Raw genomic sequence first — 14,755 nt, 5'->3', positions numbered from 1 at the left:
GAGCAACTCCGATGCCTTGGTTCGTCGTTGACGACAACGCACACTCACACCCGAAGATGATCGCCGCCGGGAACGCGGCGCTCGGGTTGTGGCTGCGCAGCGGCGCGTATGCGGCGCAGCACCTTACCGACGGCATCGTGCCCGGCGTCATCGCGAAGATGTACGGCTCAAAGCCGCAGATCGCCAAGCTCACGGCGGCCGGTCTGTGGCACACCAGCGGCCACACCTGCCGGCACCCGAAGTGCCTTCAGCCGGCCGCGGGTGACTTCATGATTCACGACTACCTCGAATACAACCCGTCGCGGCGGCAGGTACTCGACCGCAAGTCGAAGGCGGCCGAGAAGAAGCGCAGGCAGCGCGCGGGCACGGGCCCGGAGGGGAATCACGGCGGATTCGGCGAAGGTTCGCGCCCGGACCGTGAGGGATTCGACGACGAATCGTCGGCGGAACGCGCGCCGGAAGGCGGCGACTGCGCAGGTCACGGCCGTCCGTCCCCGGGGGACAACGGGGGGACTCGCGCGCACGCGTCCCCCTCCCCTCCCATCCCCTCCCCTTCAGGGGGTGCAGGTAGAGAGCCGTCTGCGGGAAGTAGCGCACGCGGCCGTGGAGCTCTCTCTTCAATCCCCGCCGACTGGCAGCCGACCGACGACGACGTTCGCGCCGCGCAGCTCGCCCGAGCCGACAGCGGCCGCTCGCGGCTCACCGCGCAGCAGCTCACCGCCGTCACGCGGAAGTTCGTCCGGCGCATGGCCGACGATGGCGTGCAGGCAGCCGGGTTCGGCGGCCGCTGGCAGCAGTGGGCCGAGAACGAACGCACCGAGCCGGCTGCGCCCGGCGGGGTCGTCGTCCCGTTCGCGCAGCAGCCCACGAGCAAGGCGCAGCAGCAGGTCGCCAGCCTCGGCCGGCTGCGCGACCGCTTGAACGGAGGTACAGCCTCATGAACCTCGACGACACCCTCGACTTGCTGTCGCAGATCGCCCTCGTCGACGACCGCGTCGTGAAAGCGACCGAGACCGAACAGGCGGCGCAGCTCACGATGTGGGCGGCGATCTTGCGTGATGTCCCGCTCGACTTCGCCGGCCGAGCCGTCGGCGAGCACTACGCCGAGTCGGCGTGGCCGATCATGCCGAAGGACATCGCCGCCCGGTGGCGGTCCGTCGCCCGCGACCGGCTCGGCCGGCACACGGGCACGTTCGAGCCAACGGCGCACCCTCACCTCGACCCCGACGACATCCCCGGCTATCGAGCCGCTCTGCGGGCGCAGCGCGAGGCGGTGCGCACCGGCTGCGAGGCGCCGGCCGAGCTGCGGGCGCTGCTCGCCGGCTCGGGCCCGGTGGCCGACGGACGGCCCAACGACGCATACCGGCAGGCACGCGAGGCGCTACGCGCTGCGCGGGCGACCCCGGTCGAGAGCGAGGCCGCGTCGTGAAGATCTACGCCGACCGGCTGCTCGCCGAGACCGTGCCCGACGGCACGTTCGGCGGCGCCCGCCCGCCGCGAGGGCAGCGCAAAGCGCGTCGAGGGCCGGACCCGGAAGCGGCGCGGCACCGCGCCGAGCTCGCCGCGGAACTCTCCGCTGTCGCGGTGCGCCGCAAGAACGCCCGCGCCACCGCGAACACCCCGCAGGACCCTGCCACTCGCACGGCCGCCTGACCGGCCCGCACCGCTCGAAGGAGACACCGCACATGGCCACTACCGACAAGCCGTTGACCGCCGTCGAGGCACTGCTCGCGTTCGCCCGGCGCGTCGTCGACCCCCCGGCGGCGCAGGCGCTGATCGACGAGGCGACCCGCGAGCTCGCCGGCCGGCACGTTGTCCGTGCCGATCAGCACCTCGTGCCGTTGCGGTTCACCGTGCGCCGAGGTCGTGACGTCTCCGGGACCAGCGGGCTCGGCGATGTTGCCGACGGCGTGCTGTGGCCGGACGGAACCGCGTCCGTGCGGTGGCGCGGCGAGCACCCTTCGGCCGTGTTCTGGGACCGCGGTCGCGTGAGCGTCGAATTCATCCACGGTCACCAGGGCGCGACCGAGATCGAGTTCGTCGACCAGGACGGCGAGCGGCCGGCCCCGGTTGGCGAGCCCGCCGCGGACCCGTCGGCCGCGCCGCTCGCGCTGCGCCGCGTCGTCGAGATCGCCCTGAACAAGCCCGTGCCGTGCCCCGACTGCGAGCGCACGTCGGCGTGCCGCTGCATGACCAAGCGCACCGCGGGACGCATCGACGCCGTGCTCGGCGCGCTCGCGCCGTGGCTCAAGTCCGGCAAGGACACCGCGGCGTGAGCGCCCACGACTTCACTGTCGACCCCGACGACCTCGATGAGGACGACCTCGACCGGCTCGCGCAGATGAGCGAGGAAGACCTCACCGACCTGTACGAGGACCCCACGCCCGAGGACCCGCTCGCCGGGTACGCCCGGCCCGCGACTCGGGCCGCACCGGAGGCCACCCCGGGTCGCGGCATCGACGACCTGCACCCCCTGTGACCCCTGCCCGCGCCCACGACAAGCGAGGAACCATGGCCGATACGACGCTCACCCAATCCGCCGACGAGCAGTACGTCGACCCATTGCGCGTTGCCCTCGACGAGATACGCGCGTGGCGGCATCGGCAATCGCACACCGACGCTCCGCGCTACGCCGAGCTCGACACGATCCTCGACGCCGCCGCGGTGGGCCGGATCGAGCACCACCTCGGGCGCAGTGAGCCGACGTCGCTGCCCGAGGCGGTGCAGGGGTACCGCGCCGTGATGGACGCCCGGCGCCGCATCCTGTCCGACGCTGTACGCGCGTGGGACCTGGTCGAGGCCGAAGCGATGCGGGACATCGCGCGGTTCATGCCGGGCACGAAGTGATCGCCGTGCCCGCCTCACCGAAGGCTTTCGACGCGCTCGCCGAGCGGATTCGGCGGGCGGCCGACGCCGCGACCGCCGACATGCTGCTCGACCGGTGGCTCGACTACCGCGACCGCGCGACTGAATGGGACGCGGCTCGGTGGGGGTTCGACCCCAACCGATGGTGCGAGCCCGAGCGCTCCGAGCTCATGCGGCGCAGCCGCTTCGAGATCGGGTTCGTACAGCTCGACGCCACCCCCTGAGATGACGACAGGGCGCCCCTTGCCGGCCAGCAATCCGGGGCGCCCCTGCGGTGCGATCACGATACGTCCCACAGCACAACCAGGAGCACCCGCCATGCAGAACACCACCCGCACCCCCACCGAGGCCCTGCGCATCGTCGTCGAGCACTGGCCGCACCTGCGCGCCCTGATCGACACGGCGACGCCGGACGTCTGGCCGCCCGCGAACCCTTCGCTGTACCTGCGTGCCCTCGATGAGCACGACGCCGCCGAGGCCGCGGCCGGCCATCTCTCCCCGGCCGAGTACCTCGCCCGCCCCGGCCACGACCAGGACGAGGCGCCGGCCGCCGGGCATGAGCACCTCGTGCTCGCCGAGCAACCCGCACCGCTGCGGCTGCACGTCGTAGACGCGAGCCGCGCCGTCGAGGCCGCCCTGTGTTCACTCGCCGATGAGATCGCGGCGCAGGTGCAGCGGCGGCAGATCAGTGCCCCGACCCGCCCCAACCCCAACGACTCGACCGGTCGCGATCTCGCGCTGCTCGCCGTCCGCGACGAGGCAGACCCGCAGCGGTGGCACTACAACTTGCGCGAGCGCACCGCGCCTCGGGCCGCGAAGTGGCTACTCGCCCGGATCGAGGGCGAGCCGGGCCCGTGCGAGTCGCTCACCCTGGCGCACCGCCGTCTGATCGGCCGCGTCGCCCGCGAGGCGGCGCGGCGCATCGAGCGCACCATCGGCGCCGAGCACAGGTCGGTGCCCATGGGCGAGCAGCCGTGCCCATGGTGTGCCGGACAGCTCGTGATGCACCGGGGCGCCGACGATGATGCCGCGGCCGTGACCTGTGAGACCGGCGCAGCGTGCTGCGCCCCGACGTCGCTGGACGGCGAGGGGCGCCGCGTGTGGCGGGGGGCCGAGGCGCTGCTCGCGTTGCACGAGGCGGTCGCCGCCGCTGCGCGACGGCGCCGTCGGCGCGACCAGAAGCGGGCCGAACGTTCACGCCGCGCCGCAGCGTGACATGCGAACGCCGCCGCACCTCGCAAGGGGTGCGGCGGCGGCCGGCGTGGTCTGGCGTCGGCTACTTCCCGACCTCGACGACGTCCCCGCGATCATCGCCTCTCGCTCCACCGACCCCGAGCAGTACGCGCCGCTGCTCGTCGATCCCGCCAACACCCGTGCTGATGCACGCCAACGAAGTGCAGGACGGCGACCGAGAGGCGTCAGCCTGCAGAGTCGGAGGCGGGAGGTTATGGCGTAATCCTCCAGCTAGCGCCAGCAGACATCCAGTCGTAATGGATACCCGGAAAAATGCGGAGCGCATACGCGGAACGCAATCCGCGCTGTTCAAGCGGACGCAGGTCACCCTTGTAGTAATACCTCCCCTCTTCCGCGCCGGATTCCGCAACCATTCCCCAATTCTCAATCACCAGCTCTGTCCGATTCTCGTTGGGGATGAGGCGCCAATAGTTATCTTTCCCGGAGGTTGCGCAATCCATGACTTTCACCGCGGTGTCGGTTCCAGTCGTCCCGAGACACATTCCCGCATTGGGTCCATCCGTGACGTGCAATTGCATGAGCATCGCATAGTCGGAGCCGGACTGCGGAGCGGCTAGAGGCTTGCTTTCCACTCCGGCGATCGTGAAGCGCTGAGACCAATGCCCGGTGTCCTCGGACGGCCCTTCCCTGTCCCTTCCGCTTTCAGCAACTCCAGTTTCCGGGTTGACTTTCATCCTGAAAGTATTACCCCCGTTTTCGAATGGCCTGGAGAAACGAAACGCACCCAACTGGCCATCGTCGCCAAGTTCATCAGAGAGATCGTCAATCGAGCAGCCGTAATAAAGATACTGAGCATACACTGCCAAATAGCCTGCAGAGACACCAGGTCCACCACCAGTGGCCCCGCTGCCGCCGAGGGCATCCATATGTTCCCTGAGGACTGCGCACCGTTGACTGTCCGCCATTTTGTCCGGCCTCCTAATGGTTTCTACTTCAAGAGAAATATGACATGCTGACCGCTGAACTGAAGCCTGCCATATAGAGGGGCTCACCGTGGTGCAGTTCGGCAGCCGTCACCCGTCCGGAGCCTGCGGGTGACCGGCCTCGATGATGGCCCCGTTCTGATCGAACAGTCGGTACGGCTCCCAGGGGGTACCTGTACCAGGCAGCCCGTAGCCCTCTCGACCAGACAGCGAAGCGCCCCGCCAAGGGAAGTGGCGGGGCGCTTCGCGCTGATCATAGGCCCTAAGCGACTGGTGAAGGGGGCGTGTTCCGGCTGTGCACTATTCCGCTGCTGATCAGGGGGCGAGCCCCACTTGCTAGGGGGCCGCGCAGGATGTAGCTGACTGCGACGGTATGATCACAGGGTTTTGCAGGAACCTACCTTCAGGAGAACTGATGAGTACGACGGTGCACTTCAAGGGAAACCCTGTCCAAGTAGCTGGCCAACAGCCGATGGTAGGTGACAGAGCCCCGTCCTTCACGCTCGTCGACAAGGACTTGTCACCCGTCGGCCTGGATCATTTCGTCAGGCAACGCAAGGTCCTGAACATCTTCCCCAGCCTCGACACCGATGTCTGCGCCGCCTCCATACGGAAGTTCAATGAGCTGGCAGGCGGCCTGGACAACACCGTAGTGCTGTGCATCTCCTCGGACTTGCCGTTCGCACAATCGCGATTCTGCGGGGCGGAGGGCCTGGACAACGTGGTCACCATGTCCACGTTCCGTAACCCCGAGTTCAATGAGACCTACGGCGTGCTGATCAACACGGGCCCGCTGGCCGGTTTGGCTACCAGGGCTGTCGTTGTACTGGACAGTGACGACCGAGTCCTGCACTCGGAGCTGGTAGATGAGATCACCGAAGAACCCAACTACGATGCGGCCTTGGCTGTTCTGAAGTAATCCCTCTTGCACATGCTTAGCCCGCCATCGGCCTACCGGTGGCGGGCCGTCGCTATCGTTTGGCCTCGTACTCGTGGGCCCTGCCGCCTCGCCATGTGACCGCCCGCGGATTGTCGAGCAGCGGACCCGCGTCCTCGATCCCCGCGCGCCGCAGGAACTCGACCAGATCCTCATCACTGTGCGCGAGTCCGAGAATCTGCCCGCGCGCGGTCACCCGCCGCCCGCCGGTCGGGGAAGGGCGGTGTACGACTATCGGCGCATCGGCCATGTCACCAGGGTCAGCCGCCCGCCGCGCCTCCGCATTCCGAGCGCCTGCGGGCTGTGGCGCGCTCACGCGCCTTCCGCCCCGACGGGCCCGCCGAGGCGGGTCACCCCTGCGCGTCCCCCTTGGATTCGAGGTCGGTGCGACGGCCGGGGGTGACGGGATGCTTCCCGAAATACGCGTCCAGGTCGCCGCGGCGGAACCTCGGCCGCGTGCTGCCGGGCTCGATGACGCCCTTGGGGAACTCGCCCTTCGGGTCGGCCCGCCGGTTGTGCAGTGTCTGCCGGCTCACCCCGTAGTCGGTGCAGATCTGTGCGATCGACAAGAGGTCATCGCCGCTCTTCGGCGGTGTCGTCGGCTCTTCTGGCACGTCGGCATCATTCCCTAGACCTCTTGACAATGTAAAGAGGTCGCCTCTTAGCTGTACCCCCATACGGAAAAGCCCCGGCCCGGCGCTGGAGACGCCATTGAGCCGGGGTGGACCCGCCCGCCTTCCGCTAAGAGACAGGGCAGATCCGTGAAGAATCCTAGCCGGGAACACCCGGCCATCAATCCTGATCAGCGGCCACGACGAGGCCGGGTAACAGACCGGCTCGGGTACCGCATCGGTATCGGCATCATCGCGCCGGCCGCGGCCGGGATCGTCGCCTGGTCGCTGTACGTCGTCGCACACGACATGTACGGCGTGCCCAAGCTGCTCGCCGGCCTCGTCGCCGCGTGCTTCGACGGCATCGCCCTCGCCTGCCTGTACCTCGCGAGCGAAGCGGTCCGCGAAGGGCGCAGCGCCCTCGGCCCCCGGCTCGTCACCCTGCTGCAGGCCGCGATCTCCATGTACTTGAACCACCTGCACGCCGAGCACATCGGCGGGGGCGTCGGAGCGACCCTGATGTTCGCCGCCCCCACCGCCGGCCTGCTGCTGCTCTTCGACCAGTCGTGGGCCGCGACCCGCGCCCGGCACCGCGTCGCCCGCGGCGAACACCCGATGCGGTGGCCGGTGTTCGGATGGCTCGGGTGGCTGCTCGCTGGCGAACAGGCATGGGAGGCGACCAAACGCCGCGCCGTCGCGCACGTGACCGGCGCCGACGACAAGGGCGAGGACGAGCCCGCCACCGGGCCACGCAAGCCGGCTGAACTGCTCGCCTCCGAGCTCGCCGGTCTCCCCCCGACCAAGGCAATTCGGATCGGGCACGAGTCGCGGCCCGAACTCACCCCGGCGCAGCTCGCCGAGGTGCTGCGGCAGTACGGGCAAGACGTGACCGAACTCGACGTCGCGATCGTCCTCGACCGCGTGCCCCGCTCGACCGGCTACACCGTGGCACGCGCCGATGCACCGCCGCCCCACAGTGAGACGCCCGCACCGCATCACCTCGTCATCACCGTGCAGCAGCCGGAAGCACTCCCCGCGGCCTCCACCCCGCCCCCGCCGCCCGGGCCGCCTGTCGACCCGACGCCCAACTTCGCAGATCAGCAGAGCGGTATCGGCCCAAGCCCGATCGAGCAGATCGTCGACAAGGCGCTCGCGGGCGAGGGACGGTCGAAGGCCGGTGCGGTGCGGTGCATCCGTGCGGCGCTGCCGAACCTGACCGCCCCGCAGGTGGCTGCGCAGATGGTGCGGCGCGGTTTCGAGACGACCGATGGGTACGTACGCACGGTCAACTCGCGCGACGCGAGGAAGCCGAAGGTCGTCCAGGCGCTCCCGAGGCGCGAGCCGAACGGGCCCTACCTGTAGAGAGGCCCGCCGCGCTCTGTTCCCCGCGCCGGCACGCACCACCTCAGCGACCCTGTCGGCTACCGGCGCTGTCCTGCGCTGGCCTCGGAGACTGTGATCGTCCGCCGCTCGTGGAGGGCGCCGTCCAGTTCTTCAATTGCCGCCCGGGCTTCCTCGGGAGTGGACATCTCCACATGCCCGAAGCCCTTACTCTGCCCTGACTGGTCGCGGATCACCTTGACGAAGCTGACCTCTCCGCACCGCTCGAAGAGCTCCCTCAACCCGTCATCGTCGACTGAGTAGCTCAGACCCCCGACATAGAGTCTCTTGTTCATACCGTTCCCTCTCTTGCCTGGTCCGATTGCCAACCGGGCGAGACTGCCCCCTTGCGGAGTGGGGCCAAACCTCACCGACGAAGTCAACCACTGAAGGCGGAGGACAACCGGCCATGTCCAGACTCACCCCCGACGATGCTGCCGACCGGCTCGGCATCGCCGACGAGAACGTCGAGCTGTTCATTCGCGTCGTCGACGCGCTGCGCGCCCCCGAGGCGCGCGACGCGGAACTCGCCCGACTCCGCACCGAACTCGACGCCGTGAACGAGGCGCTGCAGACGGCGGGCATCGACTACCCGGGCGGCGCCCGCGGGGTGCGCGACCTCGCTGCGCTCCTCGACGACGCACGCAAGGGCTAACGCCGGTGGGGTACTTGAGTGCCCCACTGGCCACAAAGGCATCAAGTTTGTGCATCCGTCGACAGCGGAACGCAAATGGTGCCCACCGCGGTGTAGGGGCGAGGTTATCGAGCCGGGCCCTGAGATTGGGCCGCACGAAGGAGAGACAGCGATGAGCACAGCTCCCGAAGGTTTCGCGCCCGACTGTGACGCCGTCACGCCGGAAGAGGAATGCGGCGACTGCGAGTCGTGTTTCGAGGCCGAGGCGGAAGGGATCGAGCGAGCGCACGAGAGCGGGCAGATCACCTTGACCGAAGCGCTCGAAGCACACGATCGAAACGGCACGTACCGAAACGTGAGCGAGGACTGACCCCGTGGCAAAGAAGATCGAGCACGTACCCGCGGACAAGTTCATGACGCTCGACGAGATCGCGGCGTTCGTCGCCGACGCACGAGCGGCGGGTGCGAGTGGCAGTGACATCCCGCAGGGCCGTTTGTCGTTCGGAGGAAAGTTGCAGCAGTTGAACATCGCGGTCGCCGACCGGAGCCCGGCCGAGGACGCGGTCGACGAGGCATGATCTGCGAGCATTTCGCGCGCGAATCGACGACGAATCGAACGAGAATCTTCGCCGAATCGTTCGCGGTTCTCCGGCGAGTACGCAGGTCATCGCGCCGTGTCCCCGGAGGACGCCCTCGGGACTCACGCGCGCGCGTCCCCCTCCTCTCCCTTTATCTGGGGGGTGGCGGGTAGAGAGATCGTCTACCGGTAGTGGGCGGCGCACGCCGCGAACTACCTCTCTGCCCGCCCGCTGTCAGCCCCGAACGGCAAGATGACGCCATGACCGACGCGCACAAGATCACCAGTCTCGACGCCACGTGGCGACCCGGCGACATCCGCGTGCGCTCCGATCACCCCAAGTGGGTATGGGGCTACCCCAACGAAGGCAGCACCCGCAGCCGCTTCGGTGGCCCGGCCGTCCCCGACGGCGGGCTCGAAGAGCACGACGTGCCCCGCCCGTTGACGCTGCTCGTCCGCGACGGGCAGGCGGTCGGCGGACACCTCGTCGACGAGCCGACACCCCCAGGAACTTGACGCCGAACGATCACGTGTCGCACTCTTGACGGCAAGTCCGCCATGCCCGGACACAGAATCCACCCGACGCCCCCGCCCACCGCGGGGGCGTTTGCGTTCCCCCCAATGCCGGTCGGCACACCCCACCGTCGACCGGCACGCCGCCGCCCCAACTCCCCCCGGGGCGGCGGCACCCGACTCGCGCGGGGCGGGGTCACTACAAGCCATGGCGGGTTTGCTGACCGCCCCGCGCGTAACACCAACATCTGTCCGACCGTCAGTCCCACGCGGCACCATGGGAGTTCACCCAGAACCGCACGAAGGGGCACGTCTCATGTTCGGCAGGAAGAAGACCGACGAGGAAAAGGCCGCCGCGAAACACCTCGGCCGCATACGTGCAGCCGGCGCAGCGACCGGCGTGACCGTCATCGGGAGCAAGTTCCACCAGGCCGGACAGGCGCCGATCCCCGTCGAGGGATCGAAGGTGACGATCGAGCTCGGCGAGACCGCCCGCAAGCGCATCACGGCGACGCGGGTCGCGCTGACGGGGATCTTCGCCCTGTGGCTCAAGAAGGACGAGCAGAAGCTGTACATCACGGTTGAGCATGACGAGGGCGTGATCCTCTACCCCGTGCCAGCGAAGAAGGAACCGCAGGCCCGAGTGTTCGCCACCCTCGTCAACGGCGAGGCCACCGGCATCACCGCATAGCTACACCGGGGTACGCCGCACACCCCCCACGCGGCGTACCCTCCGCCGCTCCCCCGGCAGGAGGTCACCGCCCATGCGCGTACGCCTCACCGACGGGACACGCGAGGTCGACATCACCGCGAAGGGCAGCGACCCCGCGCTGCTGCGGCAGGCGGAACGCACAGCTCGACGACTGCTCGACGCGATGCAGACCGAACCGAGCACGAGCAGAGGGGCGTTCGGGTTTGGTCGGCACCTCGACGGCGTCGCTCTCGACAGCGCAACCGAGCGCGCCGACCAGGACGACGAACCCGACCTCGACGAGCAGCTCGACCAGGACGACGAGCAGCTCGACCAGGACGACGACGGATGAGCGGCGGGTGGCAAGGCAGCACACGAAAGGCCGAGCTGCCAGCCAACTGGTACACGGAGCTGCGCCCGTTCGTCCTCACGCGCGATAAGAACCGATGCCAGGAGGTCATCGACGGCGCACTCTGCGCCCGTCCGGCGAATCAGGTCGACCACATCGGCGACCGTGATGACCACCGGCCCGAGAACCTGCAAGCGCTGTGCGAGGACTGCCACGGACGCAAGAGCTCACGGCAGGGCAACGCGGCACGGTGGGCGGTACGCAGGCAGCGGCCGAAAGAGCGTCACCCCGGGCTGTTTTGATCCCGAAGAACTCGACCCGAATGCGGCCGCTGCCCCTGGGGGGTGACTCCCCCTCCCCGCCCCATCGAGGGCTCGGGAGGTGCTGTGGCCGAAGTTCTGTACGGGTCTGGGGAAATCAGCCACGCTGCGGGGCGTGGGCGGCCCGCAGGGCGGCGGGCAGGGATGCGGCAGGCTGATTTGATGGCGCGCGGTTGAGGGACCGCAGATCGCCTCTCAGCCTGCCGCATTCCCGATGCGAACTTGATACATGCAGGTCAGGGCACTAAAAGCGTACGCCGCGATATCCTGGGGACATGCCGACGACGCCCCGCTGCGAGCACTGCGACGAGCCGATGCCGATCACGGCCCGGCGGCACGCGCGGTTCTGCAAGCCTGCGTGCCGAGCTGCTGCTCACCGAGCAGCCCGCGCGATCCCGGCCGAGCTCACGGCCCGGCCCCGGTGGGTCCGGCGCACCGCGCGGAAGGTCCCGGTCACGGTCGGCGGCGACGTCGCGAGCAGCACCGACCCCGCGTCCTGGTCGACATACCGGGACGCCGCGAAGTCGACGGCGGGCGCCGGGCTCGGGTTCGTCCTCAACGGTGACGGCGTCGTCTGCCTCGACCTCGATCACTGCCTCGACCACGAGGGCGCGATCGCGGGCTGGGCGCGCAACATGCTCGACGCGGTCAACGGCTCGACGTGGGTCGAGGTGTCGCAGGGCGGCGATGGGCTGCATGTCTGGGGGTTTGGCGCGTTGCCGCACGGCAGGCGCATCACGGTCGGCGGCGGCTCGGTCGAGCTGTACGGCACCGGCCGGTACATCGCGGTCACGGGGCGGACGTTCGGCGGCACGCCACAGCGCCTCGGCGACCTACAGCACGTAATCGACTCGGTGGTGTAGCCGTGACCGGTTCATGTGACACGTAGATCTCTCGAATGCGCTCCGCGACGGCACGTTGAGCTGCATGCAACCGGTCGACAGCGTCGGTCAACGCTGACTCTGCAGCGTCCGGTCCGTCCTCTGTCAGCAGCCACTCAAGTTGTTCATACAATCCGCGGGCGCGTACGACCTTGCGGCGCAGCCCGTCAGGGATCACCAGCCCCGCGAGCCGATTGACGTTCTCGCTGTGAGCCCGTGCGGACTCGTCGAGCGCTGTTGCCTCGGTCTCGACCTCGGCCCGGCGCCGGTCTATCTCCTCCTGCGACAGTGCCCGCGTCGGTCTGCTACTGCCAAGACGATGCCACCAACACCATGCCTTGATGTTGTCCTCGGCCACGAGCAGTAGTTCAGACAGCGCACCGTGCAGGTCTTGAAGGTGCGTGAGCTCGAAGGTCTCGCGGCGGTCGGCGAGGGCGCGTGTCCGCTCGGCGTCTCGCGCGAGCCGTTCCCGACGTGCTTGCGCACGATTGTTGATCAACAAGCCGCCGAAGATCACTGCTTGGCCGAGCAGGAATGATCCGGCGGTCCAAAGACCCGAAACCCCCTGAAGATCCACGGTTGCACCCTACTTAGGGCGTTGGCGGCATGTGCGCTGATTGGAGGTACGGCCATGGCAGGCATGGGCCCGGCGCCGAAGCCCGAGGGGCGCAAGGCGCGGCGCAACAAGGACGCGATCCCGCAGACAGTTCTCAGGTGGGAGCGGGCCGAGGCGCCCGAGCTGCCCGACTTCCGGATCGAGCGCGACGGCGAGCTCGTCGAGTTTGTGTGGCCCGAGCGAACGCGCGAGTGGTGGCAGATGTGGATCGACAGCCCGCTGTCGGACCACTTCGGGTCGTCCGACTGGCAGTACCTGCTCGACACCGCCCTGATTCACGCCCGGCTGTGGCGCGGCGATCTCTCGGCCGCGGGCGAGCTGCGGCTGCGGGTAGCGGCGTTCGGTGCGACGCCGGCGGACCGGGCCCGGCTGCGCATGGTGTTCGCCGAGGCGGACGGCGCCGACGGGGGCAGCGGCCGCTCGGGCGGTCCGTCCGCGCGTGAGCGGTACGGGAATCTGCGGTCGCTGCCGGGCGGGAAGAGCGACCAGGGCAAGAGCACGTAGCGCGAGGGGGCGTCATGCCGTGGCGCGGCCCGGAGTTCGAGGGTGAGCGGCCGACGCTCGGTTGGTACGTCCTCGACTGGATGATGCAGAACCTCGCGCAGCCCGGCCGGGACGATGGCGCCCCGTTCCTGCCGACGCAGGAGCAAGCCGAGTTTCTGCTCGGGTTCTACGAGGTGCACCCGGTCACCGGCAAGCGGGTCATTCACCGGGCGCTGCTCTCGCGGCCGCGCGGGTGGGGCAAGTCGCCGTTCGTCGGGGCGATCGCGCTCGCCGAGGCGTGCGCCGACGTCGTCGCGGACGGGTTCGACGCCGACGGCGAGCCGGTCGGTCGGCCGTGGCACTCGCTGCGGACGCCGCTCGTGCGTATCGCCGCGGTGACCGAGCAGCAGACCGACAACACGTGGATACCGCTTCTGGAGATGGCGCGGGGCGGGTCGCTGTCGACCGACTACGGGCTCGACGTCCTCGACACCGTGATCTATCTGCCGCGCGGTGAGATCTCCCCGATCACCTCGTCGGCGACCTCGGTGAAGGGTGACCCCGCCTGTTTCGCGAGCCTCGACCAGACCGAGGAATGGAAGGAAGCGAACGGCGGCCGCAGGCTCGCGAAGACGCTGCGGTTCAACGCGACCAAGCTCGGCGGGTCGATCATCGAGACCCCGAACGCGTTCACGCCGGGCGAGGGCAGCGTCGCCGAGCAGTCGGCGGCCGACTATCAGGCGATCATCGACGGCCGGTCGCGGGCGCGGGGCATCCTCGTCGACCACCGTGAGGCGCCGCCCGACACGGACATGACCGACGAGGCGTCGCTCGTCGAGGGGTTGCGGTACGCGTACGGCGACAGCAGCGATCACCCCGACGGGTGCGTGCTGCACGACCCGCCGTGCGGGCCCGGCTGGTCGCCGATCGAGGGGATCACGGGCGCTTTCTGGGACACCTCGAACGACCCGCAGGATCTGCGGGCCGACTTCCTGAACCAGATCACGCACGCGTCGGATGCGTGGCTGACCGAGCCCGAGGTGCGTGCGGCCTCCGACCTCGGCAAGGTCGTCGAACCGGGCGAGCGCATCGTGCTCGGGTTCGATGGCTCGCGGAAGCGGAACCGCAAGATCACCGACGCGACGGCGCTGATCGGCTGCCGTCTGTCCGACGGGCACCTGTTCACCATCCGTGTGTGGGAACAGCCGCTTGGCAAGGCGGGCGAGGGGTGGCAGGTACCGGCCGTCGAGGTGCTCGCCGCTGTGGTCGAGGCGTTCGCGACGTACGACGTCGTCGGGTTCTACGCCGACCCCGCCAAGTGGGAATCGCACGTGGCCGATTGGGAAGCCGCGTACGGGCCGCGCCTGCAGGTGCAGGCGACCCGGCAGCACCCGATCGAGTGGTGGATGACCGGCGGCCGCAGCGTGCTGATCGTGCGGGCGCTGGACAAATTCCACACCGCTTTTACCGAAGGCGAGTTGACGCACGACGGCTCGTCGGCGCTCGTGCGGCATCTGTGCAACGCCCGTCGCCGGCCGAGCCGATCGGGCATGCAGATCGCCAAGGCACACCCCGACTCTCCGAACAAGATTGACGCCGCGGTCGCCGCTGTTTTGGCGTGGCAGTGCCGCCTCGACGCGATCGCGAAGGGCGTCGCGGTCGAAGAGGCCGAGATGTGGGGCGGAACGTTTTGAGCTGTGGGAGTGCGTTACGCCCGATGC

The 14,755-nt window shown here is 69.1% G+C and carries 25 protein-coding genes; 20 read left to right on the top strand and 5 right to left on the bottom strand.

Annotated features, from left to right (window positions below):
* Positions 1-11 precede the first annotated feature (11 nt).
* The 8 genes from STRAU_RS30210 to STRAU_RS30175 all read left to right on the top strand — a co-directional run bounded on the left by STRAU_RS30210 (position 12) and on the right by STRAU_RS30175 (position 4,080).
* The gene (locus STRAU_RS30210; RefSeq protein ID WP_037662874.1) at positions 12-941 is read left to right on the top strand and encodes a hypothetical protein; all 930 of its coding nucleotides are present in this window, start codon (positions 12-14) and stop codon (positions 939-941) included.
* Positions 938-1,429: a hypothetical protein gene (locus STRAU_RS30205; protein ID WP_016644217.1), complete on the top strand. Its 492-nt coding sequence runs from the start codon at positions 938-940 to the stop codon at positions 1,427-1,429. The genes STRAU_RS30210 and STRAU_RS30205 overlap by 4 nt, the downstream gene beginning before the upstream one ends.
* Positions 1,426-1,653: a hypothetical protein gene (locus STRAU_RS30200; protein ID WP_016644215.1), complete on the top strand. Its 228-nt coding sequence runs from the start codon at positions 1,426-1,428 to the stop codon at positions 1,651-1,653. Before STRAU_RS30205 ends, STRAU_RS30200 begins: the two co-directional genes overlap by 4 nt.
* A gap of 32 nt (positions 1,654-1,685) precedes the next feature.
* Entirely contained in the window at positions 1,686-2,276 is a 591-nt protein-coding gene (locus tag STRAU_RS43135; RefSeq protein ID WP_016644216.1) for a hypothetical protein, read from the top strand.
* A complete protein-coding gene (locus tag STRAU_RS30190) occupies positions 2,273-2,479 on the top strand; it encodes a hypothetical protein (protein ID WP_016644214.1) in 207 nt (68 codons plus the stop codon). The genes STRAU_RS43135 and STRAU_RS30190 overlap by 4 nt, the downstream gene beginning before the upstream one ends.
* A gap of 32 nt (positions 2,480-2,511) precedes the next feature.
* Positions 2,512-2,847 (top strand): hypothetical protein, encoded by a 336-nt coding sequence (locus STRAU_RS30185; RefSeq protein ID WP_016644213.1) that lies wholly within the window; start codon positions 2,512-2,514, stop codon positions 2,845-2,847.
* A gap of 5 nt (positions 2,848-2,852) precedes the next feature.
* Positions 2,853-3,089, top strand: coding sequence for a hypothetical protein (locus STRAU_RS30180; RefSeq protein WP_037662922.1), 237 nt, complete (start codon positions 2,853-2,855; stop codon positions 3,087-3,089).
* Between the two features lie 94 nt (positions 3,090-3,183).
* Entirely contained in the window at positions 3,184-4,080 is an 897-nt protein-coding gene (locus STRAU_RS30175; protein WP_016644211.1) for a hypothetical protein, read from the top strand.
* Between the two features lie 230 nt (positions 4,081-4,310).
* On the opposite strand, the gene STRAU_RS42585 is transcribed toward STRAU_RS30175, so the two are convergent.
* Positions 4,311-5,024: a hypothetical protein gene (locus STRAU_RS42585; protein WP_158692159.1), complete on the bottom strand. Its 714-nt coding sequence runs from the start codon at positions 5,022-5,024 to the stop codon at positions 4,311-4,313.
* A gap of 433 nt (positions 5,025-5,457) precedes the next feature.
* Between STRAU_RS42585 and tpx the strand changes: the two genes are divergently transcribed.
* Positions 5,458-5,961: a thiol peroxidase gene (tpx, locus tag STRAU_RS30170; RefSeq protein ID WP_037662870.1), complete on the top strand. Its 504-nt coding sequence runs from the start codon at positions 5,458-5,460 to the stop codon at positions 5,959-5,961.
* Positions 5,962-6,013: 52 nt separating this feature from the next.
* On the opposite strand, the gene STRAU_RS30165 is transcribed toward tpx, so the two are convergent.
* Positions 6,014-6,229 (bottom strand): hypothetical protein, encoded by a 216-nt coding sequence (locus STRAU_RS30165; RefSeq protein WP_037662867.1) that lies wholly within the window; start codon positions 6,227-6,229, stop codon positions 6,014-6,016.
* A 100-nt stretch (positions 6,230-6,329) separates the two neighbouring features.
* Positions 6,330-6,593, bottom strand: coding sequence for a helix-turn-helix transcriptional regulator (locus STRAU_RS30160; RefSeq protein ID WP_203227480.1), 264 nt, complete (start codon positions 6,591-6,593; stop codon positions 6,330-6,332).
* A 147-nt stretch (positions 6,594-6,740) separates the two neighbouring features.
* On the opposite strand from STRAU_RS30160, the gene STRAU_RS39305 reads away from it, so the two are divergent.
* Positions 6,741-7,952: a DUF2637 domain-containing protein gene (locus STRAU_RS39305; protein WP_016644207.1), complete on the top strand. Its 1,212-nt coding sequence runs from the start codon at positions 6,741-6,743 to the stop codon at positions 7,950-7,952.
* A 59-nt stretch (positions 7,953-8,011) separates the two neighbouring features.
* On the opposite strand, the gene STRAU_RS30150 is transcribed toward STRAU_RS39305, so the two are convergent.
* Positions 8,012-8,266, bottom strand: a complete 255-nt coding sequence (locus STRAU_RS30150) for an RNA recognition motif domain-containing protein (RefSeq protein WP_037662865.1) — start codon at positions 8,264-8,266, stop codon at positions 8,012-8,014.
* 113 nt (positions 8,267-8,379) lie between these two features.
* Between STRAU_RS30150 and STRAU_RS30145 the strand changes: the two genes are divergently transcribed.
* The 8 genes from STRAU_RS30145 (at position 8,380) to STRAU_RS30110 (ending at position 11,917) form a co-directional block, all read left to right on the top strand.
* A complete protein-coding gene (locus tag STRAU_RS30145; protein ID WP_016644205.1) occupies positions 8,380-8,625 on the top strand; it encodes a hypothetical protein in 246 nt (81 codons plus the stop codon).
* Between the two features lie 151 nt (positions 8,626-8,776).
* Positions 8,777-8,974 carry a hypothetical protein gene (locus tag STRAU_RS30140; protein WP_016644204.1) on the top strand — a complete coding sequence of 66 codons (198 nt, stop codon included), beginning with the start codon at positions 8,777-8,779 and terminating at the stop codon, positions 8,972-8,974.
* Between the two features lie 4 nt (positions 8,975-8,978).
* A complete protein-coding gene (locus STRAU_RS30135; protein ID WP_016644203.1) occupies positions 8,979-9,182 on the top strand; it encodes a hypothetical protein in 204 nt (67 codons plus the stop codon).
* A 260-nt stretch (positions 9,183-9,442) separates the two neighbouring features.
* Complete coding sequence (locus STRAU_RS30130) at positions 9,443-9,697, top strand: hypothetical protein (RefSeq protein ID WP_016644202.1); 255 nt, start codon at positions 9,443-9,445, stop codon at positions 9,695-9,697.
* Between the two features lie 313 nt (positions 9,698-10,010).
* Positions 10,011-10,385, top strand: coding sequence for a hypothetical protein (locus STRAU_RS30125; protein ID WP_016644201.1), 375 nt, complete (start codon positions 10,011-10,013; stop codon positions 10,383-10,385).
* A 73-nt stretch (positions 10,386-10,458) separates the two neighbouring features.
* Positions 10,459-10,737, top strand: a complete 279-nt coding sequence (locus tag STRAU_RS30120) for a hypothetical protein (protein ID WP_016644200.1) — start codon at positions 10,459-10,461, stop codon at positions 10,735-10,737.
* Positions 10,734-11,036, top strand: coding sequence for an HNH endonuclease (locus tag STRAU_RS30115; RefSeq protein ID WP_037662863.1), 303 nt, complete (start codon positions 10,734-10,736; stop codon positions 11,034-11,036). The genes STRAU_RS30120 and STRAU_RS30115 overlap by 4 nt, the downstream gene beginning before the upstream one ends.
* A gap of 293 nt (positions 11,037-11,329) precedes the next feature.
* Complete coding sequence (locus STRAU_RS30110) at positions 11,330-11,917, top strand: hypothetical protein (RefSeq protein WP_016644199.1); 588 nt, start codon at positions 11,330-11,332, stop codon at positions 11,915-11,917.
* On the opposite strand, the gene STRAU_RS42580 is transcribed toward STRAU_RS30110, so the two are convergent.
* Positions 11,844-12,512: a hypothetical protein gene (locus tag STRAU_RS42580; RefSeq protein WP_158692158.1), complete on the bottom strand. Its 669-nt coding sequence runs from the start codon at positions 12,510-12,512 to the stop codon at positions 11,844-11,846. The two genes, STRAU_RS30110 and STRAU_RS42580, sit on opposite strands and share 74 nt — an antisense overlap.
* A gap of 54 nt (positions 12,513-12,566) precedes the next feature.
* On the opposite strand from STRAU_RS42580, the gene STRAU_RS30105 reads away from it, so the two are divergent.
* Both STRAU_RS30105 and STRAU_RS30100 read left to right on the top strand, forming a co-directional pair.
* Positions 12,567-13,055: a phage terminase small subunit gene (locus tag STRAU_RS30105; RefSeq protein WP_037662861.1), complete on the top strand. Its 489-nt coding sequence runs from the start codon at positions 12,567-12,569 to the stop codon at positions 13,053-13,055.
* Between the two features lie 14 nt (positions 13,056-13,069).
* Entirely contained in the window at positions 13,070-14,728 is a 1,659-nt protein-coding gene (locus tag STRAU_RS30100; RefSeq protein WP_016644197.1) for a hypothetical protein, read from the top strand.
* Positions 14,729-14,755: the final 27 nt, after the last annotated feature.

Origin of the sequence: Streptomyces aurantiacus JA 4570 (assembly GCF_000414115.1) — a bacterium.
Classification (GTDB): domain Bacteria; phylum Actinomycetota; class Actinomycetes; order Streptomycetales; family Streptomycetaceae; genus Streptomyces; species Streptomyces aurantiacus_A.
This window is presented reverse-complemented; position numbering and strand designations above follow the sequence as displayed.

Bases quoted from the DNA above. Each gene is read 5' to 3' on its own strand.
- STRAU_RS30130 (WP_016644202.1), top strand. From the start codon at position 9,443: ATGACCGACGCGCACAAGATCACCAGTCTCGACGCCACGTGGCGACCC.
- tpx (WP_037662870.1), top strand. From the start codon at position 5,458: ATGAGTACGACGGTGCACTTCAAGGGAAACCCTGTCCAAGTAGCTGGC.
- STRAU_RS30165 (WP_037662867.1), bottom strand. From the start codon at position 6,229: ATGGCCGATGCGCCGATAGTCGTACACCGCCCTTCCCCGACCGGCGGG.
- STRAU_RS30185 (WP_016644213.1), top strand. From the start codon at position 2,512: ATGGCCGATACGACGCTCACCCAATCCGCCGACGAGCAGTACGTCGAC.
- STRAU_RS43135 (WP_016644216.1), top strand. From the start codon at position 1,686: ATGGCCACTACCGACAAGCCGTTGACCGCCGTCGAGGCACTGCTCGCG.
- STRAU_RS30205 (WP_016644217.1), top strand. From the start codon at position 938: ATGAACCTCGACGACACCCTCGACTTGCTGTCGCAGATCGCCCTCGTC.
- STRAU_RS30125 (WP_016644201.1), top strand. From the start codon at position 10,011: ATGTTCGGCAGGAAGAAGACCGACGAGGAAAAGGCCGCCGCGAAACAC.
- STRAU_RS30100 (WP_016644197.1), top strand. From the start codon at position 13,070: ATGCCGTGGCGCGGCCCGGAGTTCGAGGGTGAGCGGCCGACGCTCGGT.
- STRAU_RS30175 (WP_016644211.1), top strand. From the start codon at position 3,184: ATGCAGAACACCACCCGCACCCCCACCGAGGCCCTGCGCATCGTCGTC.
- STRAU_RS30210 (WP_037662874.1), top strand. From the start codon at position 12: ATGCCTTGGTTCGTCGTTGACGACAACGCACACTCACACCCGAAGATG.
- STRAU_RS42585 (WP_158692159.1), bottom strand. From the start codon at position 5,024: ATGGCGGACAGTCAACGGTGCGCAGTCCTCAGGGAACATATGGATGCC.
- STRAU_RS30115 (WP_037662863.1), top strand. From the start codon at position 10,734: ATGAGCGGCGGGTGGCAAGGCAGCACACGAAAGGCCGAGCTGCCAGCC.
- STRAU_RS30140 (WP_016644204.1), top strand. From the start codon at position 8,777: ATGAGCACAGCTCCCGAAGGTTTCGCGCCCGACTGTGACGCCGTCACG.
- STRAU_RS30145 (WP_016644205.1), top strand. From the start codon at position 8,380: ATGTCCAGACTCACCCCCGACGATGCTGCCGACCGGCTCGGCATCGCC.
- STRAU_RS30105 (WP_037662861.1), top strand. From the start codon at position 12,567: ATGGCAGGCATGGGCCCGGCGCCGAAGCCCGAGGGGCGCAAGGCGCGG.
- STRAU_RS30150 (WP_037662865.1), bottom strand. From the start codon at position 8,266: ATGAACAAGAGACTCTATGTCGGGGGTCTGAGCTACTCAGTCGACGAT.
- STRAU_RS30110 (WP_016644199.1), top strand. From the start codon at position 11,330: ATGCCGACGACGCCCCGCTGCGAGCACTGCGACGAGCCGATGCCGATC.
- STRAU_RS30120 (WP_016644200.1), top strand. From the start codon at position 10,459: ATGCGCGTACGCCTCACCGACGGGACACGCGAGGTCGACATCACCGCG.